This window comes from Lysinibacillus sp. FSL H8-0500, assembly GCF_038051955.1.
In the GTDB taxonomy this organism is placed as follows: domain Bacteria; phylum Bacillota; class Bacilli; order Bacillales_A; family Planococcaceae; genus Lysinibacillus; species Lysinibacillus macroides.
The window spans coordinates 710396-736516 of record NZ_CP150292.1; the positions used below are offsets into that span (position 1 = coordinate 710396).

Consider the following 26121-nt stretch of genomic DNA (forward strand, 5'->3'; position numbering starts at 1 on the left):
CGCAAAAAACTACTTTCCAATCATGAGGGAGAACGCAAAATGGATGTTTATAAAATTACTGGCGAAAATCGTCTACAAGGTACAATTAAAGTTAGTGGTGCAAAAAATAGTGCAGTCGCCTTAATTCCTGCATCAATTTTGGCGAACTCTCCAGTGACTATTGGGGGGATACCCGAAATTTCAGATGCTTGGACGTTAAAGGCTTTACTAGAGGAAATTGGTGGGGAAGTGACGTTTGATAGTGGTAAGATGATTATTGATCCAACAGAGATGATTGCATTACCATTACCAAACGGCAATGTGAAAAAGCTACGCGCTTCCTATTATTTAATGGGCGCGATGCTTGGACGCTTTAAGAAAGCAGTTATTGGTTTACCAGGCGGCTGCTTTTTAGGTCCACGCCCAATTGACCAACATATTAAAGGCTTTGAGGCATTGGGAGCTAAAATTACCAATGAACATGGAGCCATTTATTTGCGCGCAGATGAATTGGTTGGGGCAAAAATTTATTTAGATGTGGCAAGTGTTGGAGCAACGATTAATATTATGTTGGCTGCTGTTCTTGCAAAAGGACGTACAGTTATTGAAAATGCCGCTAAAGAACCTGAAATTATTGATGTGGCGACACTGCTAACAAATATGGGTGCTAATATTAAAGGTGCAGGTACAAGTGTTATTCGTATTGAAGGTGTAGAAGAGCTACATGGTACGGAGCATACGATTATTCCAGACCGTATTGAAGCGGCAACATTTTTAATTATGGCTGCAGCAGTTGGTGATGGTATTACGATTGATAATGTCATTCCATTGCATTTAGAAGCAATTATTGCAAAGCTTCGTGAAATGGGTGTAAAGATTGATACTGGTGAAGAAAGTATTTATGTACCTAAAACAGACCTTTCCACATTGAAGGCAGTTGATATAAAAACATTGGTATATCCAGGGTTTCCAACGGATATTCAGCAACCACTTGCTGTGTTAATGTCACAAGCATTCGGTTCCTCAAAAGTAACGGATACAATTTATACAGCTCGATTTAAACATATCGATGAGCTTCGTCGGATGAATGCTAATGCTCGTGTAGAGGGCAATACAGCCATTATTAAGGGGCCAAGTAAATTGCATGGCTCCACGGTAACAGCTACAGACCTTCGCGCTGGTGCGGCCTTAGTTTTAGCGGGGCTATTAGCGGAAGGTGAAACAGAAATTCACGATATTTATCATATCGAACGTGGCTATAGCTCACTTATTGAGAAATTACGTGATTTAGGCGCCGATATTCGACGAGAAACAATCCTTGCACGCTTAGCAGAGGCAAAGGAATAATGAGAGCTAAAAGTTTTCATCCAACTATGTTACAATAGAGGTAATTTGAATGTTTCGGCACAAAAAGCTGCCGATAGCGGGAGGCAAAGCAACAATGGAACGCAGTTTATCGATGGAAGTAGTACGAGTAACAGAAGCAGCAGCAATCGCATCCGGGAAATGGATGGGACGTGGTTTGAAAATTGAGGCAGATGATGCAGCAACAACAGCGATGCGCAAAATGTTCGATACAATTCCAATGCATGCTACAGTAGTAATAGGTGAGGGTGAAATGGATGAAGCGCCAATGCTTTATATTGGTGAAGAACTTGGCCTACGTAATGGTGGTCCTCAAGTAGATATTGCAGTGGACCCTTTAGAAGGGACAAATATTGTCGCAAAAGGGACAAATGGTGCAATGACGGTTCTGGCTATTGCAGATAAAGGGAATTTATTAAATGCACCTGATATGTACATGGAGAAAATTGCGGTAGGACCAGAAGCGGCGGGCAAGGTTGATATTAATGCTTCTGTCACATATAACCTATTACAAGTAGCAAAAGCAAAAAATAAAGATATTTCTGATGTTGTGGCTACGCTGTTAGATCGACCTCGCCATCAAGCGATCGTTGATGAAATTCGAGAAGCTGGTGCACGTATTAAATTTATCCAAGATGGCGATGTTGGCGCAGCAATCAATACGGCCTTTGATGAAACAGGTATTGATATTATGTTTGGCACAGGTGGCGCACCAGAGGGGGTAATTGCGGCAGTAGCCTTAAAATGCCTAGGTGGTGACTTCCAAGCAAAACTAGTACCAGAAGATGAGGAACAATTAGCACGCTGCACAAAGATGGGTGTAGATGTTGAGAAGGTTCTTTATTTAGATGACCTAGTAAAAGGTGACGATGCTATTTTTGCAGCGACAGCTGTCACAGATTGTGAGCTATTAAAGGGTGTTCAATATAAAGGTGCTTATGCATTGACACATTCAGTTGTTATGCGAGCTAAGTCTGGTACGGTACGTTTTGTTGAAGGACGTCATGCTCTTGAGAAAAAACCTAGCTATTAATGATATTTTCTTCTAAAATATACCTAGTGCATCCACCTGCGCTAGGTACCTTCTTCTTACAAGCAATTATGCCGCGGCATAATTATGTCCGGATTTTTTCGAATTCGCTCGAAAAGCTCCTCTTCAAAATCTGTGACATCCACCGGAGCTTTATCTTGATTCAACGGCTATTCGTATACGCGCTGAACCAAAGATAAACCATCCCATAGTTTTGTAGGCTATGTTTCAATGTTTTATGATTGTTAAAAGTACCCATAGCTTAAGACAACCAGACAAGCGTTGACAGAGCCATTGTAAAAAACTTCATTGATAACCCCAAAAATGGCATTATATTTTGAAAAAGACTGGAGTTGTGCATATGTCTGCATTGACAATCGCTCAATTAGAAAACATGACGTTAAAAGAGCTTTACGCCCTTGCACGCCAATACAAAATTTCATATTATAGCAAGCTAACGAAAAAAGAATTGATATTTGCTATTTTGAAAACGCGTTCAGAGCAAGAGGGCTATTTCTTTATGGAGGGTGTATTAGAAATTGTTTCGCAAGAGGGCTTTGGCTTCCTTCGCCCAATTAACTATTCTCCAAGTAAAGAAGATATTTATATTTCTGCATCTCAAATTCGCCGCTTTGACCTACGTAATGGGGACAAGGTATCGGGGAAGGTGCGACCACCGAAAGAAAATGAGCGTTATTATGGCTTATTACAAGTGGATGCTGTCAATGGTGAGGACCCTGAAGTGGCAAAGGAACGCGTGCATTTCCCTGCATTAACACCTCTATATCCAGACCGACAAATTAAACTTGAAACAACACAGCGCAATGTTTCAACACGTATTATGGATTTAGTTGCACCTGTAGGCTTTGGTCAACGTGGCTTAATCGTTGCACCACCAAAGGCAGGGAAAACATCCTTGTTAAAAGAAATTGCAAATGCTATTACAACGAATCATCCAGAGGCAGAGCTCATTGTTCTACTAATTGATGAACGTCCTGAGGAAGTAACAGATATTGAACGTTCTGTGAATGCAGATGTGGTCAGCTCTACATTTGATGAAGTACCAGAAAATCATGTGAAAGTAGCCGAAATTGTTTTGGAACGTGCGCGTCGATTAGTGGAGCATAAACGTGATGTTATTATTTTAATGGACTCGATTACACGTTTAGCACGTGCCTACAATCTAGTGATTCCTCCAAGTGGACGTACATTATCAGGAGGGATTGATCCTGCTGCTTTCCATAGACCTAAACGTTTCTTTGGTTCTGCACGTAATATTGAAGAAGGCGGTAGTTTAACAATTTTAGCAACGGCTTTAGTAGATACAGGGTCTCGTATGGATGAAGTGATCTATGAAGAATTTAAAGGAACAGGTAATTTAGAGCTACATTTAGATCGTCAGTTAGCAGAGCGCCGTATTTTCCCTGCACTTGACATTCGTCGTTCAGGTACACGTAAGGAGGAGCTTCTTCTTGCACCTGAACAGCTTGAAAAACTATGGGCAATCCGTAAAACCTTTTCGGATGCACCAGATTTTGCAGAGCGCTTCCTGAGAAAGTTACGCACGACAAAGTCGAATGATGAATTCTTTGAAAAGCTAAACGAAGATATGAAAAAAGCAACAAAGGGTAAAGGACTTTTATAAAAGGGTATCACCATTGACGAGCAAATTGTCAATGGTGATTTTTTTTGTATATGTTATATTTTATAAATGTATATTGAAATTGATAATCATTATCAATATAATGGTATGTAAACATGTATTTTTGAAGGAGACGAAGATGAATTATGATGCCTATATGCTTCTTTGGCAAAATGCGTTTATCCAGTTGAAGCAAATCGATTACATAAATAAATCAGATGTTCAAGTGTCAAAGGTTTTAACATATAGCTCATTTCTTATTGTCACAGCGGGCGGTGCACAAATTGTCATTGATGATCAGCCCTATCATGTGCAGCGCTTCAGTATTTTTCATATAGGGAAATCCCAATCTCTTCAGATTATAGCACAACAGGGTGTGAGCTATTTTCTCATTAGCTATAAGGGGGATGTCATGTACAAAGATGCTTTTATGCAGCATTTGCACATGCACTATCAACCATTCCAAACACATTTCTCTTGTGTACCAGCGAATCCGATCGCCATTCACAGCATCCTTCAAGATATGTATAGTAAATGGCAATCTGGCTCTATTCAGGAGCATTTATCTGTAAAAGCCTCCTTCTATGAGCTTATCTACCATGTGTTTCAAGAATTAGCGGAAGGACAAGGCCAACCACATGAAATCGATAAGGCAGAAGTCGCACGATTATATATTAAGCAACACATTCATCAACCGCTATCTATACAGACTTTAGCAGATATGCTTCAGATTAGTACACGACATTTATTACGTATCTTCAAAGCCCGTTATGAAATAGGCCCACAAATTTATTTACAACAACTTAGAATAGAGAAAGCAAAACAGTATTTGCTAACCAATCAATATGGCATAAAAGAAATAGCTATTTCTCTTGGATTTGAAGATGAATATTATTTTAGTCGTGCTTTTAAAAAAGCAACAAATATAGCTCCAAGTAGTTTTAGGCTGAAATATACATCTAATATGTCCGAAATAACCATTACAAGTGAGAATCATTTTCAATACAATTATAATCAGCTCGCGCAAGCAAAACGATTTGAGAATGGAGAAAATGAAATCATGATGAAAAAGATGATTCAGCATATAAAACTACCTTTTTTACTAAGCCTGTTCGTTTTACTGGCAGCGTGTAATGAAGATACGAGCCAATCTAAGGTTGACGAACAAACCTCACCCGAAACAGCAGACACTAGAACAGTAACAGATGATAGTGGACGCGAAGTAGAAATTCCAATGAAGGCAGAGAGAGTCGTAACCGATTGGTATTTGGGTCAAATTTTAGCGTTAGATGTTGTACCAGTTGGAGGCGTGACGGCTAACCTTGATTATGCTGCTTTTTTAAAGCAACACTATAAGGATGGAGAAATTACGAATATTGGTACAGATGGTCAGGTGTCATTAGAAAAAGTTTTAGAGTTAAAACCAGACTTGATTATTACATGGAACGCAGAAGATGTTGAGAAGTACGAAAAAATTGCTCCAACAATTGTCTTTGCTGAGGATGCTCATGAAACGGCGACTGAGGAAATTAAGGCGATGGGTAATTATTTAGGAAGACAAGAAGAGGCTGAAGCATTTACAAAAGAATTTGAAGATCGTATAGCAAAAGCGAAGGAAAAAATTATTGATGTGATTCCAGAGGGAGCCACATTTACTATTTATGAAATGTTTGAAAAAAATGCAACGATTGTTGGAAATTCAAGTGTATCAGGTGGTAGAGCACTCTATCAAATTTTGGGCATGAAACCTCAAGAAAAAGTGCAGGAGTTATTTGATACAAAGGAAGCAAATAATGGACGTTACGAAATTTCCTATGAGGTTGTAGGTGACTATGTAGGTGACTATAACTTCATGATTAATTTCTTTAACAAAGATGGCCAGTTGCCAGCAACATGGACAAATTTAGATGTCGTTAAAAATAATCAAATAGTAGAGCTTCCATCTGAATATTATTTTGCTTCTGACCCGCTCTCCGGCTTACATCAAGCTGAAGAACTAGCTGACAAAATAGTTGATTTTACGAAGGCTCAGCAACAATAAACTGTGAAAACATAAGAGCTATCTGTGTACAGGCAGATAGCTCATTTATTAGGTACGTAAAACGAGATCACAATAGGAGGCTACACCATGTTATTACGGCGCTTTTTTTCATATTATAGGCCCTATAAAGGTTTATTTATTTTAGATTTTAGCTGTGCCATATTAGTGGCACTAATCGAGCTAGCATTTCCAATTGTTTTAAATAAAGTAATTGATGATATTCTGCCAGATGGGGAAATAAAGTGGATTATTATGGCAAGTTTGTTGCTGTTTGGATTATACATTTTTAACTCCATTCTTCATTTTATCGTTTCGTATTGGGGACATATGCTGGGCATTAATATAGAGACGGATATGAGAAAAGAATCCTTCAGCCATGTACAAAAGCTATCCTTTAGATATTTTGATAACAACAAAACAGGGCATCTTGTTTCTCGTTTAACGAATGATTTAATGGATATTGGCGAACTTGCTCACCATGGTCCAGAGGATATCTTTATTGCAGCAATGACGATTATTGGAACATTCGGTGTCATGTACTATATTGATCCAATCTTTACGATTCTTATTTTCCTACTAGTACCGATCATCTTAATTTTAACCATTATTTTTGGTAAATTAATGTCTAAAGCATTCCGTCAAATGTTTGGAGATATCGCAGATTTCAATGCACGTGTTGAAAACAATATAAGTGGTATTCGTGTTGTACAGGCTTTTACAAATGAAGATCATGAGATTAAACGCTTTAAAGTAAATAATGAAAGATTCCGTATGACAAAGCTGTTCTCCTATAAAGTCATGGCTTGGAATGAAGCTATTTCAGGCATACTCACGAAGGTCTTATCACTCTTCACTTTATCTGTAGGAGCGTATTTTGTGTTAAATGGACATTTATCAAATGGTGATTTTATCGCATTTATTTTACTGTCAGGCATTCTCTTAGGCCCGATTAACAAAATCAATATGTTTATAGAAAGCTATCCGAAAGGTATGGCAGGATTTAGACGGTATATCGAATTTCTAGAAACGGAACCTGAAATTGCTGATCGTCCAGAGGCAAAAGTGGTTGAGGAAATTGATGGCGCAATTACTTTCTCGAATGTATCGTTTGGCTACGCTGCCAATAATCGTGCCCTACATCATATTAATTTAAAGGTAAATCCTGGTGAAACTGTTGCCTTGGTAGGTCCTTCTGGTGCAGGGAAATCTACAATCTGTAGTTTATTGCCACGTTTTTATGAAGTTAATGAAGGCTCGATTAAAATTGATGGCATTGATATACGAGATTTTAAACTGCAATCTTTACGTTCGCATATAGGAATTGTCCAACAAGATGTCTTTTTATTTGATGGGACCATTCGTGAAAACATTGCTTATGGGAATTTAAATGCTAGTGATGAAGATATTTGGTATGCGGCACAGCGCGCACAACTAGCTGATGTTATTCATGCTCTTCCTGAGGGAATGGACACATTGGTTGGTGAGCGTGGTGTGAAATTATCAGGTGGACAGAAGCAGCGCTTATCGATTGCACGTATTTTCTTGAAAAATCCAAAAATTTTAATACTAGATGAGGCAACATCTGCACTTGATACAGAAACAGAGCAAGCAATTCAGCAAGCATTAAATGAGCTTTCTATTGGTCGCACAACATTAGTAATTGCCCATCGTTTAGCAACGATTAAGGATGCAGATCGAATTGTTGTTGTATCGAAAAAGGGCATTATTGAAGAGGGTACACATCAACAGCTAATGGAAAGAAAAAATGCTTACTATGGTTTATATACAGCTCAATTTGGTTTACAAATATAAAATAAGCACGCTTAAAATGAAAGGAAGTTAAACATGTCAGTACTTGAAATAGATCATGTGGCAATTGGTTATTCCTCAACACTTATCGTGAATGATTTAAGTGTGGAGATTCCAAAGGGACAAATTTCCACAATTATAGGCCCTAATGGATGTGGTAAATCTACATTATTAAAAGCGGTTGCACGTGTACTACGAATGCAAAACGGTGCTGTTTATTTAGATGGCAAAGCAATTCATCAATTAAAAACAAAAGAAGTGGCTAAAAGGATGGCGATTTTACCTCAGACAGCAACAGCACCAGGTGGATTAACGGTTTTTGAGCTGATATCCTATGGTCGTTTCCCTCATCAAGCAGGGTTTGGTACATTGCGTAAGGAGGACTATGAGTATATTCATTGGGCGATTGATGTTACGGGATTAAGAGAATTTAGTGATCGACCAATTGAAGCATTGTCAGGTGGACAGCGTCAAAGGGTATGGATTGCGATGGCATTAGCTCAAGGCACAGATATTTTAGTACTGGATGAACCAACAACTTATTTAGACTTAGCACATCAGCTTGATATTTTATTGCTGCTACAAAAGCTTAATAAGGAAGAAGGACGAACGATTATTATGGTATTGCACGATTTGAATCATGCATCACGCTTCTCCCATTTTATGATGGCCATGAAAGCTGGAAATTTAATAGTCAATGGCAGTCCAGAAGAAGTGATGACGCAGGAAAATTTACAAAGAGTATTCAATATCGATGCAGAAATGGCTGTTTGTCCGTATAGTAAAAATCCAATCTGCCTCTCTTACCAGCTGTACGACATAAAGGAGTAAATTTTTTTCAGCATTTTGAATTAGAAGTTATGAGGAGGAAGTTGAATGACTACGTCAACAGGAGTAGGAGGGCTCAACGATTTAGAGGAGCTACAAAAACGGTCTCATCCGATCCGTGGAGTAGTAGCTTTAATTGTAGGAGTAATTGGATTACTATTTGCCATTGGCTTATCGATTTCATTTGGGGCAGCAGATATTTCATTAGGTACTGTCTGGACAGCAGTGGTCCATTTCTCACCAGAATTAACAACCCATCAAATTATTCATGATATTCGTTTACCCCGAGTGCTTGGAGCAGCTTTGGTGGGTGCAAGCTTTGCAGTAGCAGGCGCAATTATGCAGGGAATGACACGTAATCCGTTAGCTGATTCAGGGCTACTCGGCTTGAATGCAGGTGCAGCATTTATGTTAGCTGTTTGTTTCGCCTTTTTCCCTAGTCTGCCTTATATGTATTTAATTTTATGGTCCTTTGTAGGAGCAGGCTTAGGTGTAGTGATCGTGTACGGTATTGGCTCGCTGTCTAAAGGTGGCTTAACACCGATGCGTCTTGTGTTGGCTGGAGCTGCTGTTAGTGCATTACTTGGCGCATTAGGTGAAGGACTTGCCTTGTACTATCGTATTGGGCAAGACCTAGCATTTTGGTATGCAGGCGGTGTTTCGGGGACAAAATGGAGCCATCTGCAAATATTATCACCTTGGATACTTATTGCAATGATTGGTGCTATTATTTTATCGCGTTCTATCACATTATTAAGCTTAGGTGAAGAGGTTGCTATTGGACTTGGGCAACGTACGGGTGTTATAAAAATATGGGGAATGGTTATTGTTTTAATTTTAGCAGGGGCGGCAGTTTCAGTTGTAGGTGCTGTTGGTTTTGTAGGGTTGATTGTTCCTCATTTAGCGAGATACATAGTTGGTCATGATTATCGTTGGATTATCCCATGTTCATTGATTTATGGAGCATTGCTGGTTGTGTTAGCGGATTTAGCAGCACGCCTTATCAATCCGCCATATGAAACGCCAATTGGTGCATTAATTGCCTTTATCGGTGTGCCGTTCTTCCTCTATTTAGCACGTAAAGGAGGAAAAGAACTGTGAGTAACAGCTTTTTAACAACAAGTCAGCAAAAGGCCAAAAGAAAAAATTTCGTTACTATGGTGACGTTACTTGTTTTAATCGTTATCACCTTTGTGATTAGTATGAATACAGGTGTCATTAAATTAACACCAATGGAGGTTTTTCGCACACTATTTGGACAAGGGGATGCCCAGCAGCAATTAATATTATTTGAATTCAGACTTCCACGCATTGTGATTGCCGTTCTAGTAGGAATGGGCTTAGCTGTTTCAGGTGCTATTTTACAAGGTATTTCTAAAAATGCCCTAGCAGATCCAGGTATTTTAGGGATTAATGCTGGAGCAGGCCTTGCTGTTATGCTCTATATTTCATTTTTTCCAACTACGAAAGCAGCACCTGTTTATTTACTGCCAGTGCTTGCCTTTGTAGGAGCAGGCTTCACAGCGATCCTTATTTATACACTTTCTTATAGACGGCATGAGGGTATTACACCGATGCGTTTAATATTAACAGGGGTAGCTATTGCCGCAGGTATTAGTTCAGCTATGATTGTGCTAACATTACGTCTAACACCTGAAAATTATCAATTTGTAGCAACCTGGTTAGCGGGTAGTATTTGGGGCTCTAATTGGAGATTTGTGCTTGCATTGCTACCATGGCTGCTTATCTTATTACCATTTGTTTATGCGAAATCACGTGTATTAAATATTTTAAATTTAGGTGAATTAACGGCAATTGGACTAGGAGCTTCTATTGAAAGAGAACGTCGCTGGCTATTAGCGGCTGCTGTTGGTTTAGCAGGAGCCAGCGTTTCAGTAAGCGGTGGTATTGGATTTGTTGGACTTATTGCACCGCATTTGGCACGACAGCTTGTTGGCGCAAAACATCAATTTTTACTACCAACCGCAGCACTTTTAGGAGGCTTTTTAGTATTAATGGCTGATACATTAGGTCGTTCTCTTTTAGAGCCATCAGAAATTCCTGCTGGGATTGTTGTCGCTGTTTTAGGTGCACCATATTTCTTATATTTATTAGCACGATTAAAGGAATAAATTTTGCATAGTGATGATCTTGATAGTTTCTACTTGAAAAAGCTAAAATATCTATGTTATACTTCGTAAGTATGCAACGTGTACATATATAGCTGACATCCCACTTTCGATCCGATTTTGTGATCGACATATTCGGGCTATGTAAGGTACAGTTCGAGAATACTCTGTTCCAGATGGTTCAGGGCGGGAGGAGAAAACGAATATGAAACAAGGAATTCATCCAGACTACAAAGAAGCAACAGTAACTTGCTCTTGTGGGAATACTTTCAAAACTGGTTCAGTAAAAGAAAACATTGTTGTCGAGTTTTGCAACGAATGTCACCCATTCTATACTGGCCGTCAAAAATTCGCGTCTGCTGATGGTCGCGTAGATCGTTTCAACAAAAAATACGGTCTTAAAAACTAATGTTAGTTTAATACCTGCCAAGCATGTGCTTGGCAGGTATTTTTTTCAGTATATGGAATAATAGTCTTTTCAAAATCTAGCGTAATGAAAAGAAGGGGAGAAGACAAAATGGCACAGCTTTATTTTAAACACGGTGCAATGAATAGTGGTAAATCAATAGAAATTTTAAAAGTTGCCCATAATTATGAAGAGCAAAAAAAGCCAGTAATGATATTTACTTCAGGTTTAGATACACGTGATGAAGTTGGTTTTGTTTCCAGTCGAGTAGGTTTAAGACAGGAGGCTATTCCAGTTTACGAAGATACAAATATTTTTGAGCTAGTGAAAAAAAATGTGGTGAAGCCGTATTGTGTGCTTGTAGATGAAGTGCAATTTTTAAAAAAGGCCCATGTTTTACAGCTTGCAAATATTGTGGATCAATTAGATATTCCTGTAATGGGCTTTGGCTTAAAAAATGATTTTCAAAATGAGCTATTTGAAGGTAGCCAGTATATGCTTACATATGCAGATAAAATTGAAGAAATGAAAACCATTTGCTGGTTCTGTCATAAAAAAGCAACCATGAATTTACGAGTAGACGAAAGAGGGAAGCCTGTTTATACTGGCGATCAAATTCAAATTGGCGGCAATGATGCTTATTATCCAGTGTGCCGTAAATGCCACGCAAACCCACCGCTCTAATGCATCGATAAATACAGCAAGAAAAAGTAGCATACATGCAAAATTTTTCTTATACTAAGTAGGGGAAATATATCAATATTTATGATGCTTGCGTGAAATTTTGATTGAAAATTTCTTTATTCGTAAATAGTGAAAAGAAGAGATGTCTAAAAAACTAAATAGAGGTGAATTCCATGTTTGATCGATTACAAGCAGTGGAGGATCGCTATGAAAGGCTAACAGAGCTTTTAAGTGATCCGGACATTGTTAATGATAGTAAAAAATTACGTGAATATTCTAAAGAACAATCGGATATCCAAGAAACTGTGGATAGTTATCGTGAATATAAAAGTGTCAAAGAACAATTAGCAGAGGCACGTGAAATGTTAGATAGTGAAAAAGATCCTGATATGCATGAAATGGTCAAAGAAGAATTTAACCTACTAAAAGACCAACAGGAAGAACTAGAAGAGCGTTTACGTATTCTGCTGATTCCAAAAGATCCAAATGATAATAAAAACGTTATTATGGAAATCCGTGGCGCAGCTGGTGGTGACGAGGCCAATATTTTTGCAGGTGACTTGTTCCGTATGTACTCTCGCTATGCAGAAACGCATGGCTGGAAAATTGATATTATGGAAGCGACACCAAACCCAATGGGCGGCTATAAAGAAGTAATCTTTATGATTAACGGACAAGGAGCCTATTCAAGGTTTAAATATGAAAACGGCGCACACCGTGTACAACGTGTGCCTGCTACAGAATCACAAGGCCGAATTCATACATCAACAGCAACAGTGGCTTGCTTACCTGAAGTTGAGGAAGTAGATGTTGAAATCCATGAAAAAGATATCCGTGTAGATACATTTGCATCATCTGGTGCGGGGGGTCAATCTGTAAATACAACGATGTCTGCTGTTCGTATGACCCATTTACCAACAGGTGTTGTGGTGTCGATGCAGGATGAACGTTCACAAATTAAAAACCGTGAAAAAGCCATGAAAATTCTTCGTGCTCGTGTTGCAGATATGTATATGCAGGAAGCGCAAAAAGAAATTGATGCTACACGTAAATCAGCTGTTGGCTCTGGCGATCGCTCTGAGCGAATTCGCACATACAATTATCCACAAAACCGTGTAACTGACCACCGTATCGGTTTAACGATTCAAAAGCTAGACCAAATCGTTGAAGGTAGACTAGACGAGATTATCGATGCTCTAATTTTAGAAGAGCAAGCATCAAAGTTAGAGCGTTTAAATGATGACCTATAAAAATGTGACGGAGGCCCTTGACTGGGCTTCTTCTTTTTTAGTGGATAATGGTCGTGAGCAAACAGCAGCGCGCATTGTGATGCAGTATATACTTGGCACTAGCTATTCAGAGGTAATGCTACATTTACAGGACGAATTAACAGCAGAGCAGCAAGTGAAATTTACAACACTTATCGAAGAACATGCCAGTGGTCGCCCTGTACAATATTGTATAGGGGTGGAAGAATTTTATGGTCGCTCCTTTTTTGTTGATGAATCAGTATTAATTCCTCGACCTGAAACAGAGGAGCTGGTGCTTGGCACGATTACTCGTATCAATAAGCTATTTCAGCATCAAGCATTAAAGCTAGCGGATATTGGTACAGGTAGTGGCGCTATAGCTATTTCGATGAAGCTGGAATGTCCAGAACTGACAGTTGTAGCGACTGATTTATCGAAGGCTGCATTAGCAACAGCACAAAAAAATGCTCAAAGATTAGAGGCAAATATTGATTGTAGATTAGGTGATCTAACAGCACCTCTTGCTGGGGAGAAATTTGATATTGTTTTATCGAATCCTCCATATATCGCTTTTGATGAAGCACAAGAAATGTCTAGTGTTGTCTTAGAGCATGAGCCACATAGTGCGCTATTTGCTGAGGAGGAGGGGCTTATTTTATACCGCAAATTAGCTGAGCAATTACCTGCTTATATGAATAGGCCAGCACTGATTGGGCTAGAAATCGGTTATACACAGGGAGAAAAAGTAGCAAAATTCTTTCGAGATAGTTTTCCACAGGCTACAATTTCCATAGAAAAAGATATTAACGGTAAACCTCGAATGATTTTTTGTGAGATTGATGTATAAAGTATCTTGAACTTGCCAACAATGTTGAGCAAGGAGGGATTTTTATGTTAAACGAATACAAGATTAGAAGATTACCGAAACAACATATCTTTTTAGCTTTTGCTAGACTAGTAGTGATTGCGATTACTTTACAATTATGTATTTTATATATTCCTACATTTATAGGCTATGCAAAAGCAACTATGAATCAGGTGCAAGAAGAGGATTTTCGTATACGTGTGATTGCTAATAGTAATACAGCACAGGATCATCAAGAAAAGGAGCAACTTGTCAAAGAGTTAAAGCCTTATTTTACACAAGTTGCTGCTACAGGAATAATCAAAAATGAGCAAATGCTGTCGTTAAAGCAACAAATAGAAACAGAATTAAGCGAAAGTTATCCACAAATTGACACACAGGTTGTACTCGGGGATAACTTATTCCCACCAAAAAGACAAGGTGCTGTACTTTATCCACAAAATGTCTATCAATCGATCGTGGTAAAGATTGGTGATGCACGTGGGGATAACTGGTGGTGCAGTATTTTCCCATCTATCTGTGAGCCTGAGAAGGAAGAAGTAAAAGAAGAGTCGGAGGAAAAAGAACAAGTAACATTCTTTCTGTGGGAATGGATTAAAGGGCTTTTTGCATGAATTGTGCACAAATTCAGATAACTTATACACAATTTTTTCTAAGTTATAAACAATATGTGGATAATTCAGTAAAAATGAATAATTGAAGGAAGGTTTTAATGATGAAAACCGTTTGTAAGGTTGTGGACAGTAATGTGAATAGTCAGATTAATTATACACAAGCTGTGGATATCTTAAATGCAGGAGAGATCGTGGCATTTCCAACAGAAACAGTTTATGGTTTAGGAGCTGTTGCCACAAATGATTTAGCCGTAAAAAAGATATTTGAAGCGAAGGGCCGTCCTTCAGACAATCCTTTAATTGTCCATATTGGTACAAAAGAGGAAGTGGCACTCTATGTAGCTGATATTTCTGAAGTAGCAAAGCAATGTATGGATTTATTTTGGCCAGGTCCACTAACGCTTATTATGCCTGTTAAACCAAATGTATTAGCCCAAAGTGTTACGGCTGGCTTATCAACAGTTGGTATACGGATGCCAAATCATCCTGTTGCCCTTGCACTATTGCAGCAGCTAAAAAAACCACTTGCTGCACCGAGTGCTAATCGTAGTGGGAAACCGAGCCCTACTGAGGCGGTCCATGTAAAGGATGATTTGGATGGATACATACCTTATATTTTAGATGGGGGCTCTACAGGAATAGGACTTGAGTCCACAGTGTTAGATATAACACAGGAGCCTCCTGTTATTTTACGTCCAGGCGGCATCACAAAAGAAATGCTAGAGGCTAAAATAGGACCTGTTATACAACCAACACAAATAGAGCAAAAACTAGATATAATACCAAAGGCACCAGGCATGAAATATACACATTATGCACCAAATGCCCCTGTATTTTTAATTGCCTGTTGTGAGGAGACTGTTAATAAAGCTGTCCGGCAATTGCAGCATGAAGGGCATAGCGTGGCACTACTTGCACCTACTCATTTTCATATGAGCAAGGCTGATTTTTACTTTTCAGTGGGGGAAGCTGGAAGCCAGAAAGAGATGGGAGCTACCTTGTACAATGCCCTAAGAGCATGTGATAAAACAACAGCTACCATTATACTAGCTACAGCAACTTCAACCGAAGGGGTCGGGGCTGCTATTATGAATAGACTTGAAAAAGCCTCTGGAGGAAAGTGGTATTCAGCATAAATGAAAGTACTTTATAAAGCTAGCGACAAAAGACAGTAAAAATATACATGTCTTTTGTCCTTTTTTATATGTATTAAAAAGAAAACCATTCCAGATAATGATGATAATAATGTATTTTTAAGCATAAAATGATAAAATATTAGTGAGCGAAGGAGTGCATTCTTGCAGGGAATTCTTGCAGGTATATTAACGTCTGTTGATGTAATTGGTTTATATGTTTTGTTGCCAAATGTTAGATATCGTTTATTGTTATCATTATGGACGGCTGCATTGCATATGGTGTTCCCGTTGCTAGGGTTTGAATTAGGGAGCTATTTAGTACGTTTTCTTTTAGAATGGGGACAATGGATTTCTAGTATTTTATTATTTTGTATTGGTATGCATTTGCTATTATTCTCTCATAGGGATGAAAAAGTAATAATTTCGCCCATACTTTTAGCTGTGACTGCAAGCCTAGATACCTTTTCAGTAAGTGTTTCTTTTGGTATGCTGAACGTAGAAAAAACGATTTTTATACTAAGCGCAGGTGTCAGTGCTCTTATTTGCGCTTATGGTTCATTAGTCATAGCCCGCAGAAGCCAAGTCTTTTTTGGCAATAAAATTCAACTAATAGCGGGCGTTATTTTTATTATAATGAGTATTCTAGCTATACAATAATAGATTAAACAGTGGAGAGTGATAAGTGTGAGAATATTATTTGTTTGTACAGGCAATACTTGTCGCAGTCCAATGGCGGAAGTTATTTTACAACATAAACAGCTAGACAATCTGGAAGTGCGTTCAGCTGGTATCTATGCTATGCCGAATGCACAAATGTCACCTTATGCACAGCAAGTATTAGAGGAAGCACAAATGCCACATCAGCATTTGGCAACTCAATTATCAAAGGATGTAATAGAATGGGCAGATTTAATTTTAACAATGACAATCACCCATAAAGACACCATTATTTTCAATTATCCAGAAGCTGAACATAAAGTATTTACTTTAAAAGAATATACGGATGAAGGTAGCCTAGAAAATATAGTAGATCCTTACGGGGGTAACAAACCACTATACGAAGCGACATTTGAAGAATTAAAAGCTTTAATTGACCAATTAGTACAAAAACTAGAAAAGAATTGAGGGACACTATGAAAAAACAATTTGGTTTACGTCTTAAATTAGTGTTATTTGTTAGCGCTCTTGCATTAGTCACCTACAGTATTAGTTTTATCTACATTGAATTTATACACCCTACTTTTTTCCCTGATACAAACCGAAAATTGTTTGAAGTCATTACGTATGGGCTAGGCATAATATGGTCAGGCATACTTGCAGCTATTTTCAGTATTATTTTAGTGAAACCTCTACAACGACTTGAACATTCTGCTACTCTTGTAGCCGAAGGAAAAATTGGACAAGATGTACAAATGCCAAAGACACAGGATGAAATACGTTCAGTGGCTGAGGCATTTCAACAAATGGTGCTAAATCTACGTCAAATGGTCGAAAGTATCGACCAAAACTTCCAACAAACAAATCAGTCCATTATTCAGCTTTCAGATGAAGCGGGAGTTGCAACAAGAAAAGCAGAGGGCATTGCGTTAACAGTGAAGCATATTTCGACAGGCGCAGAAGCATCAGCAACAGCTGTACAAGATACTGCTGAAGCGATGGAGGATGTAAGAGCACTAGCGACAGAAGTAAATAGTAGGGCAGAGGCATCAGCATCACAATCGAAAGAGATTTTACATAATTTATCAACCACAACAACAGCGATTGAAACATTGGTCAATAGCATTCAGCAAATTGCAGCTGGCAATAACGAAGCATTGAAAAGCATTCATACATTAGAGGAGAATGCAGGTCAAGTGGAACGTATTATTAGCTTAGTTGGTGATATTGCTGCACAAACCAATTTGTTAGCATTGAATGCCTCCATAGAAGCCGCCCGCGCAGGGGATCATGGGAAAGGCTTTGCAGTGGTGGCTGAGGAAGTTCGTGGCTTAGCTGATGAAAGTGCCAAAGCTGTACAAGGGATTACAGCACTTATTCAGTCTATGCAGCAAAATGTAGAGGTAGTTGTAAAACAAATGAATCAGCAGGTTGCATTTGCAACACAGGAGGCAGCGCGTGTTTCTGAAACAACAGCAGCAGTAGAAGGTATGTCATCCAATATACACGAAATGGCAACAGCGATTGTTGAAATTTCCTCTTTAATTGAACAACAAATGCAAAATATTGAAACAACAGCTCGACAATCACAAGAGGTTGCTGCGATTGCTGAGCAAACGTCAGCAGGTGCGCAAGAAGTTCGTAGTGCAACAGAAGAGCAAGCATATGCAATCGAGCAAGTTGAGCATCTTGCCCAAAGCTTAAAAGCACAATCAGAAGCATTGCATAAAATGATTCTGCAATTTGACAGACAGGCATAATTTCAAAACTGTACGTAAAAGTGATAGAAAAATCACATTTACGTACAGTTTTTTTAACCATTACTAGCTGTAGAAAAAATACTGCTATCGTCCACCACGGTTAAAAAGTTTAAAAGTGCTCAAAAGATAGAATATTATAACAAATGACCATTATCCGAATTTAGCAACGTGATATACATAAAATTTAGCGAGAAATAGCTTTAAAAGTGAATGATTATTTGGTAATATATAATTAATGTTCGTCTTTTGGGAGAAATCATCGTAAAAATACAAGAAAAATCATGTTATTCTTTAGAAAGAAGTGGTACACTAAGGTTGACTATAATTCGAAAAGAGGGAACCCAGTGAGAATAGCAATTTCTTCTGATCACGGAGGCAATCAGCTACGCCGTGAGATTATGCAGCTATTAGATGAGCTTCAAATTAGCTACGAAGATTTTGGTCCACAATCTGCAGATTCAGTAGACTATCCAGATTATGCAAAGCCTGTTTCTGAGGGTGTTGCGAACGGAGAATTTGATAAAGGTATTTTAATTTGCGGCACAGGTATTGGTATGTCCATTTCTGCCAATAAAGTAAAGGGCATTCGCTGTGCACTCGTGCATGATGTGTTTAGTGCCAAGGCAACGCGCTGCCATAATGATTCAAATATTTTAGCAATGGGTGAGCGTGTTATTGGTCCAGGTCTTGCACGTGAAATAGTTCAAACATGGCTAACAACAGAATTCGAAGGTGGTCGTCATGTACGTCGCATCGAAAAAATTACTGAACTAGAGCAATAAAAGTATTCTTATGAATAGATGAAGGAGCTGAGATTAATGGTTGTGAAACAAATACAAACGCATTTGACTCAGTTACTCAGTGAATTTGAAGAGCAGGTAACCCTACGACCTAATACAATTTTTGTCGTAGGATGCTCCACATCTGAAGTAATTGGTCAGAAAATTGGCACAGCAGGCGCATTGGAAATAGCAGAGGCCATTTTCGAACCATTACAAAAATTTGCTGAAAAACATCAGCTTTATTTAGCGTTTCAGGGATGTGAGCATATTAATCGTGCTATAACGATGGAAGCATCAACTGCTGAGCGATTTGGCTATGATCCAGTGGCTGTTGTTCCAATACGGACAGCAGGTGGCTCAATGTCCGCTTATGCCTACACCCAATTTACACATCCAGTAATAGTTGAGGCTATACAGGCACAGGCAGGTATTGATATTGGACAAACTTTAATTGGCATGCATTTAAAGGCGGTAGCTGTTCCAGTTCGTACATCCGTGAAAATGATAGGAGAAGCAGTTGTTACGATTGCAACAACACGTCCAAAGCTAATAGGCGGAGAACGTGCTGTATATAAATAATGATCGCTATTTTTAGCGGTATATAGAAATAATGATACTTAGGAGGCTTTTTCAAACATGGCATATGAAAAATTAGCAGTACAAGACAAGGCAGTATTAGACGGAATTCTTGCAGAGAAAAAACGTCAACAAGCAAATATTGAATTGATTGCATCTGAAAACTTTGTATCCGAAGCAGTAATGGAAGCACAGGGCTCAGTGCTGACAAATAAATACGCTGAAGGCTATCCAGGTAAACGTTACTACGGTGGATGTGAGTATGTAGACGTAGTAGAAAATATTGCACGTGACCGTGTGAAAGAAATCTTTGGCGCAGAATATGCAAACGTACAACCACACTCTGGTGCACAAGCAAATATGGCTGTTTATCATACAATTTTAGAGCCAGGTGACACTGTGCTAGGTATGAACCTTTCTCATGGTGGTCACTTAACACATGGCTCACCTGTAAACTTCTCTGGTGTTCTTTATAACTTTGTGGAATACGGCGTGACAAAAGATACGCAAGTAATTGACTATGAAGATGTACGTCAAAAAGCATTAGAGCATAAGCCAAAGCTTATTGTGGCAGGTGCTTCTGCCTACCCACGTGAAATCGACTTCTCCAAATTCCGTGAAATCGCTGATGAAGTAGGTGCGTATTTTATGGTGGATATGGCGCATATTGCTGGTCTTGTAGCTGCTGGCGAACACCAATCACCAGTGCCATATGCTGATTTTGTGACATCTACAACACATAAAACATTACGTGGCCCACGTGGTGGATTAATTCTTGCTTCAAAAGACTGGGAGCAAAAGCTAAATAAATCTGTATTCCCTGGTATTCAAGGTGGTCCATTAATGCATGTGATCGCTGCAAAGGCAGTAGCATTTGGTGAAGCATTACAGCCAGAATTTAAAGATTATGCGAAGCAAATTATTGCCAATGCGAAAGCTTTAGCAGAAGTGCTGATTGCTGAAGGCGTAGAAATTGTATCTGGTGGGACAGACAACCACTTGTTATTATTAAATGTGAAATCTCTTGGTCTAACAGGTAAAGTAGCAGAGCATGCACTTGATGAAGTCGGCATTACAACAAATAAAAATACAATTCCATACGATACGGAATCGCCATTCGTTACTTCCGGTATCCGTGTTGGTACGCCAGCTGTTACTTCTCGTGGCTTTAAAGAAGAGGATATGAAGGAAGTTGGTGCGATTATTGCAGCAGTTCTGAAAAACCCTGAAGATGAAGCAGTGAAAGCAGGGGCAAAAGAGCGTGTTAAAGCATTAACCGATAAACACCCATTATACGCATAATAAAATGATAAAGCTGTGTTTAAAGCAGAAAGCGGCCTTTAAACACAGCTTTTTTTATGATTATGATAAAAATATTTATCACGATTGTGTCAAAAAGATTGCATAAATATAGATAATTTATTTTTGAGGGACCTTCTTTTTTCTGTTATACTAGGTAGGATAAAATGAAAACTGAACGGTTAGGAGAGAATCCCTTTGAGCAAAGTCTATGTATTTGACCATCCACTCATCCAGCATAAATTAACGTATATCCGTGACAAAAATACAGGTACAAAAGAATTTCGTGAGCTAGTAGATGAGGTTGCAACCTTGATGGCTTTTGAAATTACACGTGATATGCCAGTAGAAGAAATTGAAATTGAAACACCTGTAACAATAGCAAAAACAAAAGTGCTTTCTGGTAAGAAGCTTGCCATTGTGCCCATTTTACGTGCAGGTATTGGCATGGTAGACGGCGTATTAAAGCTTATCCCAGCGGCTAAAGTCGGTCATATTGGTCTTTATCGTGATCCAGCAACATTAAAACCAGTTGAATACTATGCGAAGCTACCAGCAGACGTTGAAGAGCGTGATTTTATTATAGTAGACCCAATGCTTGCAACAGGTGGCTCAGCAGTGGAAGCGATTCATTCCTTGAAAAAACGTGGTGCTAAAAATATTAAATTCATGTGCTTAATTGCTGCGCCAGAGGGTGTAAAAGCGATTCAAGAAGAGCATGCTGATGTCGATATTTATATTGCGGCGCTCGATGAAAAATTAAACGACCATGGTTATATTGTACCTGGCTTAGGGGATGCAGGGGATCGTTTATTTGGTACAAAATAAGAGCAACATATAGTTTGTAAAGGGCGTCCTTCAATTTTGAAGGACGCTTCATAGTATGGTTGAGGATAGCATTCAAGAAGTAGAGGCACACCTTCCATACAATAATAAAAAGGACGGTGTCAATCGTTTTGACAAAGAAATGGAAAGTAATGACGATTTTTGGTACAAGACCCGAAGCAATTAAAATGGCTCCTCTTGTATTGGAGCTACAAAAATATCCTGAGCAAATAGAATCCATTGTAACCGTAACCGCACAGCATCGCCAAATGCTTGATCAAGTACTAGAAACATTTCAAATTACACCAAGCTATGACTTAAATATTATGAAAGATCGTCAAACATTAATCGATGTAACGACAAACGCATTACAGGGCTTGGATAAAGTCATGAAAGAGGCACAACCAGATATTGTTTTAGTACATGGGGATACAGCCACAACTTTTATTGCAAGCCTAGCTGCTTTTTATAATCAAATCGCTATAGGTCATGTGGAAGCAGGTCTGCGTACATGGAACAAATATTCTCCTTATCCAGAGGAAATGAACCGCCAACTAACAGGTGTAATGGCTGATTTGCATTTTGCGCCAACGGAAGTATCCAAAAAGAACCTACTGGATGAAAACAAAAATCCAGAAACAATTTTTGTGACAGGAAATACAGCAATTGATGCATTAGCAACAACAGTAAGTGAACATTACACACATCCTGTGCTGGACAAAATTGGCGATGATCGTATGATTTTATTAACAGCACATCGCCGTGAAAATCTTGGTGAGCCAATGCGCCATATGTTTAAGGCAATCACAAAAATACTAGCAGAGCATGAGGATGTGCAAGTCGTTTATCCTGTCCATATGAATCCAGCAGTGAGGGAAGTAGCTAATGAAATTTTAGGAGACAATACACGTGTGCATTTAATAGAACCTTTAGAGGTTTTTGATTTCCATAACTTTGCAGCCAATTCCTATATGATTTTAACGGATTCTGGGGGTATACAAGAAGAGGCTCCTTCATTAGGCAAACCCGTACTTGTCTTGCGAGATACAACAGAACGCCCAGAAGGAATTGCAGCAGGTACATTAAAGTTAGCGGGGACTGAAGAAGAAACGATCTATGTTTTGACAAAGGAGCTCCTAACAGATAAAAATGCCTATGAAGCCATGGCGAAAGCATCTAATCCATATGGTGATGGCTATGCATCTCAACGTATTGTCTTAGCATTGCTAGAATTTTTACAAAAAAATAATTAATGTACTATATTTAATGATAAAAATAAGTCTAACATACCTATTGAAATGGGTAAGCTAATTTATGCGCATAATTATGTCGTAAATTAGCTTTTTTTATGCGTAGCGAAAGAGAGAATTTTTAAAACTATGAAGCTTCATACACAAATTTGTCAACAATTTGACAAGACTATAGCGGCTGTGAAGTTTTTCTACATTACCAATTGACTTCAAATATTACCTATTGTATGCTTACAAAGGGTAAGAATGATAAGGGTTTCTGATTAGAAGTAGGACTTTGAAACACTTGTTATATCAACTTTCTACTAAATTGACAGTTCAAAATAAAGCTGTCGATTTGCAACGTTTTGTGCGTTTCGGTTTCTACCGAGTAGGTAAGGGGTGTAAGTTATTTTTTTGGGTATTTACACCTGCAATTGAAATGACTCTCCCGTTACTATTCCGCTGTGAGTAGTGCTTTTCACTGCTCTTTTCTGATTTCACATAGTGGTCAGCAAACGTTTTCATTACTCGAAAAAATGATTCAGGAGATTACAACCAATGCTAGATTTGCATCAAATTTTTGCTATGCAGAAGAGGGCGTTATTTTTTTTGCTTGCACTCTGCGCATTAGGCTGGGGGTTTACGCCCTATCAATCTGTATTTGCGGGCATCGCAGTCGGTGCATTCTTTGGTACGTATAACTTTTGGATTTTAGTTCGCCGTATGGAGAAGTTTGACAGATCCATTAGTGAAGGGAAGAAAATAGGCTCACTTGGTACAGCGCTGCGTTTTGCGTCAGGTATTGCGGCAGTCGCCATAGCCATTTCGTTGCCAAACTATTTTCACTTAATTAGCACGGTGATAGGGCTAATGCTTCCGTACGTTTTTCTCTTTGTCGAGAGAATTGTGTCACATGTAAGAAACCACTAATGTGCTTTAAATTAGAAAGAGAGGTGAAAAATAACAATGAATCATGAAGCTCCATTAAAAACTTTTGATTTAGGTTTCACATCCATAACATTTAATTTATCGACAGTGCTGATGTTACTAGTTGCCGCAATTATCGTCTTTTTAATTGCTTTTATTTCAACTAGAAACCTAAAATTAAAGCCAACTGGTATGCAAAACTTCATGGAATGGATTATGGATTTCGTTAAGAATATCATTAAAAGCAATATGGACTGGAAAACTGGTGGTCGATTCCACATTCTAGGTATCACGTTGATTATGTTTATCGCAATATCTAACTTATTAGGTCTTCCGTTCTCTATCGCCTATGGTCATGATCTTTGGTGGAAATCACCAACAGCTGACCCTACAGTGACGATGACGTTAGCAGCAATGATTTTAGTCTTAACACAATACTATGGTGTTAAAATGAGAGGTACAGGAAATTATGTTGGTACATTCTTTAAACCAATGTCATTCATGTTCCCACTTAAAATAGTAGAAGAATTTGCAAACACATTAACATTAGGTCTACGTCTTTATGGTAACATTTATGCGGGTGAGATTTTACTTGGCTTACTAGCAGGACTAGCAACATCTGGTGCTGTGGGATTCATCGGAGCAATCGTTCCTATGATGGCATGGCAAGGTTTCTCAATTTTCATCGGCTTTATCCAAGCCTTTATCTTCACAATGTTAACAATGGTTTACATGGCTCATAAAGTGAGCGATGACCATTAATATAAAGCATAAATCTTATGCTTGAATAAAAAAACAAACAATTCCAAGGAGGAAATTTTCAAATGGGTTTATTAGCAGCAGCAATAGCAATCGGTTTAGGTGCACTTGGTGCAGGTATCGGTAACGGTCTTATCGTATCAAAAACAGTAGAAGGTATCGCTCGTCAACCAGAGGCTCGTGGCGTTCTTCAAACGACAATGTTCATCGGGGTAGCATTAGTTGAAGCCCTACCGATCATTGCAGTAGTAGTAGCATTCATCGTAATGAACAGATAATTCAGTTTGCATACTGAATCGTACTAGTGGCGAAGCAGGATTCTCCAGATGAAACTTCGCCCTTCATTTTGGAACAGAGAAAAGCTATGTGTAAATATAGCTTTTTAAAATAGGTAGTTTTTTTAAAAGTTATTAAATTATGTTGAAGTGAAAGCTCTTGAAGGGAGTGAAACAATCGTGTTTTTAGATCATCTTGTACTAGGTGCAGGCACTGGTTTCAACAGTGGTGACATCATCGCAACATTAGTAATCTTCTTAGTATTAATGTTATTATTGAAAAAAGTCGCTTGGGGTCCACTTATGGGCATCATGCAACAACGTGAGGAATTAGTAGCTAGTGAAATCGAAGCAGCTGAAAAAGCGCGCAAAGAATCGCACCAATTTTTAGAAGAACAAAAGAGCATTCTTAAGGAAGCTCGTACGGAAGCACAAACGATTGTTGAGGGCGCTAAGAAGCAAGGCGAACTACAAAAAGAAGAAATTCTTACTGCAGCACGCACTGAAGCTAACCGCTTAAAAGAATCGGCTTTACGTGAAATTGAATCTGAAAAAGAAAAAGCTATTGCGGCTGTACGTGATGAAGTCGTTTCATTATCTGTACTTGCAGCATCTAAAGTCCTTAGCAAAGAGATTTCTGAGGCAGACAACCGTGCTCTAATTGAAGAGACGATTGCGAAGGCAGGGGAAGCTCGATGAGTAATTCAACTGTAGCAAAACGTTATGCTCAAGCGCTTTTTGAACTAGCGCAGCAAAAAAATATATTGGCTGAGGTTGGAGCAGACTTAAACGAGTTAACAAAAGTCGTTAACGAATCACCTGATTTTTTAACACTGTTAACAGCACCTAAGTTCTCCATCGAACGTAAAAAACAAATGGTGGCAAGCATTTTTGCTAGTGCAACACCAGAAGTTGTACACACAATCCAACTACTTGTTGAGAAAAAACGTGTGAATGAGATCAAGCTAATTGCTAAAGCTTATGCTGAGCTTGCTGCAAATGCACAAGGTACGGCAGATGCAACAGTATTTTCAACACGTGTACTTTCAGCTGAAGAAAGCACAAGTATTTCAACAGCGTTTGCGCAACTTGTTGGAAAACAATCATTAAACATTACAAACGAAATCGATCCATCCTTACTTGGTGGTATTCGTGTGCAAATCGGTAACCATATTTATGATAGCTCAGTAGCAAACAAGCTGGAGCGTCTAAAACGTGAATTAATCGGTTAATAATTTAGAAATGTGAGAG

The 26121-nt window shown here is 38.6% G+C and carries 27 protein-coding genes; all 27 read left to right on the plus strand.

Annotated elements, in window-relative coordinates:
- Positions 1–39 precede the first annotated feature (39 nt).
- The 27 genes from MHB44_RS03290 (at position 40) to MHB44_RS03420 (ending at position 26102) form a co-directional block, all read left to right on the plus strand.
- Positions 40–1326 (plus strand): UDP-N-acetylglucosamine 1-carboxyvinyltransferase, encoded by a 1287-nt coding sequence (locus MHB44_RS03290; protein WP_341301575.1) that lies wholly within the window; start codon positions 40–42, stop codon positions 1324–1326.
- A 94-nt stretch (positions 1327–1420) separates the two neighbouring features.
- Positions 1421–2377 (plus strand): class II fructose-bisphosphatase, encoded by a 957-nt coding sequence (gene glpX, locus MHB44_RS03295; protein WP_053993411.1) that lies wholly within the window; start codon positions 1421–1423, stop codon positions 2375–2377.
- A gap of 358 nt (positions 2378–2735) precedes the next feature.
- Positions 2736–4019: a transcription termination factor Rho gene (gene rho, locus MHB44_RS03300; protein WP_341301576.1), complete on the plus strand. Its 1284-nt coding sequence runs from the start codon at positions 2736–2738 to the stop codon at positions 4017–4019.
- A gap of 136 nt (positions 4020–4155) precedes the next feature.
- A complete protein-coding gene (locus MHB44_RS03305; protein WP_341301577.1) occupies positions 4156–6057 on the plus strand; it encodes a helix-turn-helix domain-containing protein in 1902 nt (633 codons plus the stop codon).
- Positions 6058–6144: 87 nt separating this feature from the next.
- Entirely contained in the window at positions 6145–7869 is a 1725-nt protein-coding gene (locus MHB44_RS03310; protein WP_341301578.1) for an ABC transporter ATP-binding protein, read from the plus strand.
- A gap of 33 nt (positions 7870–7902) precedes the next feature.
- Positions 7903–8697: an ABC transporter ATP-binding protein gene (locus tag MHB44_RS03315; protein ID WP_341301579.1), complete on the plus strand. Its 795-nt coding sequence runs from the start codon at positions 7903–7905 to the stop codon at positions 8695–8697.
- Between the two features lie 45 nt (positions 8698–8742).
- On the plus strand, positions 8743–9795 hold the full coding sequence (locus tag MHB44_RS03320; RefSeq protein WP_341301580.1) for an iron ABC transporter permease: 1053 nt from the start codon (positions 8743–8745) through the stop codon (positions 9793–9795).
- Positions 9792–10826 (plus strand): iron ABC transporter permease, encoded by a 1035-nt coding sequence (locus MHB44_RS03325; RefSeq protein WP_341301581.1) that lies wholly within the window; start codon positions 9792–9794, stop codon positions 10824–10826. Before MHB44_RS03320 ends, MHB44_RS03325 begins: the two co-directional genes overlap by 4 nt.
- 202 nt (positions 10827–11028) lie before the next feature.
- The gene (gene rpmE, locus MHB44_RS03330) at positions 11029–11232 is read left to right on the plus strand and encodes a 50S ribosomal protein L31 (protein ID WP_004269457.1); all 204 of its coding nucleotides are present in this window, start codon (positions 11029–11031) and stop codon (positions 11230–11232) included.
- A 108-nt stretch (positions 11233–11340) separates the two neighbouring features.
- Positions 11341–11913, plus strand: coding sequence for a thymidine kinase (locus MHB44_RS03335; RefSeq protein WP_341301582.1), 573 nt, complete (start codon positions 11341–11343; stop codon positions 11911–11913).
- A 173-nt stretch (positions 11914–12086) separates the two neighbouring features.
- Entirely contained in the window at positions 12087–13163 is a 1077-nt protein-coding gene (gene prfA / locus MHB44_RS03340; RefSeq protein ID WP_341301583.1) for a peptide chain release factor 1, read from the plus strand.
- Complete coding sequence (gene prmC / locus MHB44_RS03345) at positions 13150–14010, plus strand: peptide chain release factor N(5)-glutamine methyltransferase (RefSeq protein WP_341301584.1); 861 nt, start codon at positions 13150–13152, stop codon at positions 14008–14010. The genes prfA and prmC overlap by 14 nt, the downstream gene beginning before the upstream one ends.
- A 44-nt stretch (positions 14011–14054) precedes the next feature.
- The gene (locus tag MHB44_RS03350; RefSeq protein WP_341301585.1) at positions 14055–14642 is read left to right on the plus strand and encodes a stage II sporulation protein R; all 588 of its coding nucleotides are present in this window, start codon (positions 14055–14057) and stop codon (positions 14640–14642) included.
- Positions 14643–14743: 101 nt separating this feature from the next.
- Complete coding sequence (locus MHB44_RS03355; RefSeq protein WP_341302913.1) at positions 14744–15778, plus strand: L-threonylcarbamoyladenylate synthase; 1035 nt, start codon at positions 14744–14746, stop codon at positions 15776–15778.
- A gap of 162 nt (positions 15779–15940) precedes the next feature.
- Complete coding sequence (locus MHB44_RS03360) at positions 15941–16435, plus strand: manganese efflux pump (protein WP_053993127.1); 495 nt, start codon at positions 15941–15943, stop codon at positions 16433–16435.
- Between the two features lie 27 nt (positions 16436–16462).
- Positions 16463–16903, plus strand: a complete 441-nt coding sequence (locus tag MHB44_RS03365; protein ID WP_053993126.1) for a low molecular weight protein arginine phosphatase — start codon at positions 16463–16465, stop codon at positions 16901–16903.
- Positions 16904–16911: 8 nt separating this feature from the next.
- The gene (locus tag MHB44_RS03370; protein WP_341301586.1) at positions 16912–18195 is read left to right on the plus strand and encodes a HAMP domain-containing methyl-accepting chemotaxis protein; all 1284 of its coding nucleotides are present in this window, start codon (positions 16912–16914) and stop codon (positions 18193–18195) included.
- Positions 18196–18539: 344 nt separating this feature from the next.
- Positions 18540–18977 (plus strand): ribose 5-phosphate isomerase B, encoded by a 438-nt coding sequence (gene rpiB, locus MHB44_RS03375; RefSeq protein ID WP_341301587.1) that lies wholly within the window; start codon positions 18540–18542, stop codon positions 18975–18977.
- Positions 18978–19013: 36 nt separating this feature from the next.
- Positions 19014–19556: a TIGR01440 family protein gene (locus MHB44_RS03380; protein ID WP_341301588.1), complete on the plus strand. Its 543-nt coding sequence runs from the start codon at positions 19014–19016 to the stop codon at positions 19554–19556.
- 57 nt (positions 19557–19613) lie between these two features.
- Positions 19614–20855, plus strand: coding sequence for a serine hydroxymethyltransferase (gene glyA, locus MHB44_RS03385; RefSeq protein ID WP_341301589.1), 1242 nt, complete (start codon positions 19614–19616; stop codon positions 20853–20855).
- A 195-nt stretch (positions 20856–21050) separates the two neighbouring features.
- A complete protein-coding gene (gene upp, locus MHB44_RS03390) occupies positions 21051–21680 on the plus strand; it encodes a uracil phosphoribosyltransferase (protein ID WP_341301590.1) in 630 nt (209 codons plus the stop codon).
- Positions 21681–21808: 128 nt separating this feature from the next.
- Positions 21809–22930, plus strand: a complete 1122-nt coding sequence (gene wecB, locus MHB44_RS03395) for a UDP-N-acetylglucosamine 2-epimerase (non-hydrolyzing) (protein ID WP_341301591.1) — start codon at positions 21809–21811, stop codon at positions 22928–22930.
- 537 nt (positions 22931–23467) lie between these two features.
- Positions 23468–23839 (plus strand): ATP synthase subunit I, encoded by a 372-nt coding sequence (locus tag MHB44_RS03400; protein ID WP_341301592.1) that lies wholly within the window; start codon positions 23468–23470, stop codon positions 23837–23839.
- 36 nt (positions 23840–23875) lie between these two features.
- Positions 23876–24598, plus strand: a complete 723-nt coding sequence (atpB, locus tag MHB44_RS03405; protein ID WP_341301593.1) for a F0F1 ATP synthase subunit A — start codon at positions 23876–23878, stop codon at positions 24596–24598.
- A gap of 62 nt (positions 24599–24660) precedes the next feature.
- Positions 24661–24873 (plus strand): F0F1 ATP synthase subunit C, encoded by a 213-nt coding sequence (atpE, locus tag MHB44_RS03410; RefSeq protein ID WP_053993118.1) that lies wholly within the window; start codon positions 24661–24663, stop codon positions 24871–24873.
- Positions 24874–25050: 177 nt separating this feature from the next.
- Positions 25051–25569 (plus strand): F0F1 ATP synthase subunit B, encoded by a 519-nt coding sequence (atpF, locus tag MHB44_RS03415; RefSeq protein WP_053993117.1) that lies wholly within the window; start codon positions 25051–25053, stop codon positions 25567–25569.
- Complete coding sequence (locus MHB44_RS03420) at positions 25566–26102, plus strand: F0F1 ATP synthase subunit delta (protein WP_341301594.1); 537 nt, start codon at positions 25566–25568, stop codon at positions 26100–26102. Before atpF ends, MHB44_RS03420 begins: the two co-directional genes overlap by 4 nt.
- Positions 26103–26121 lie beyond the last annotated feature (19 nt).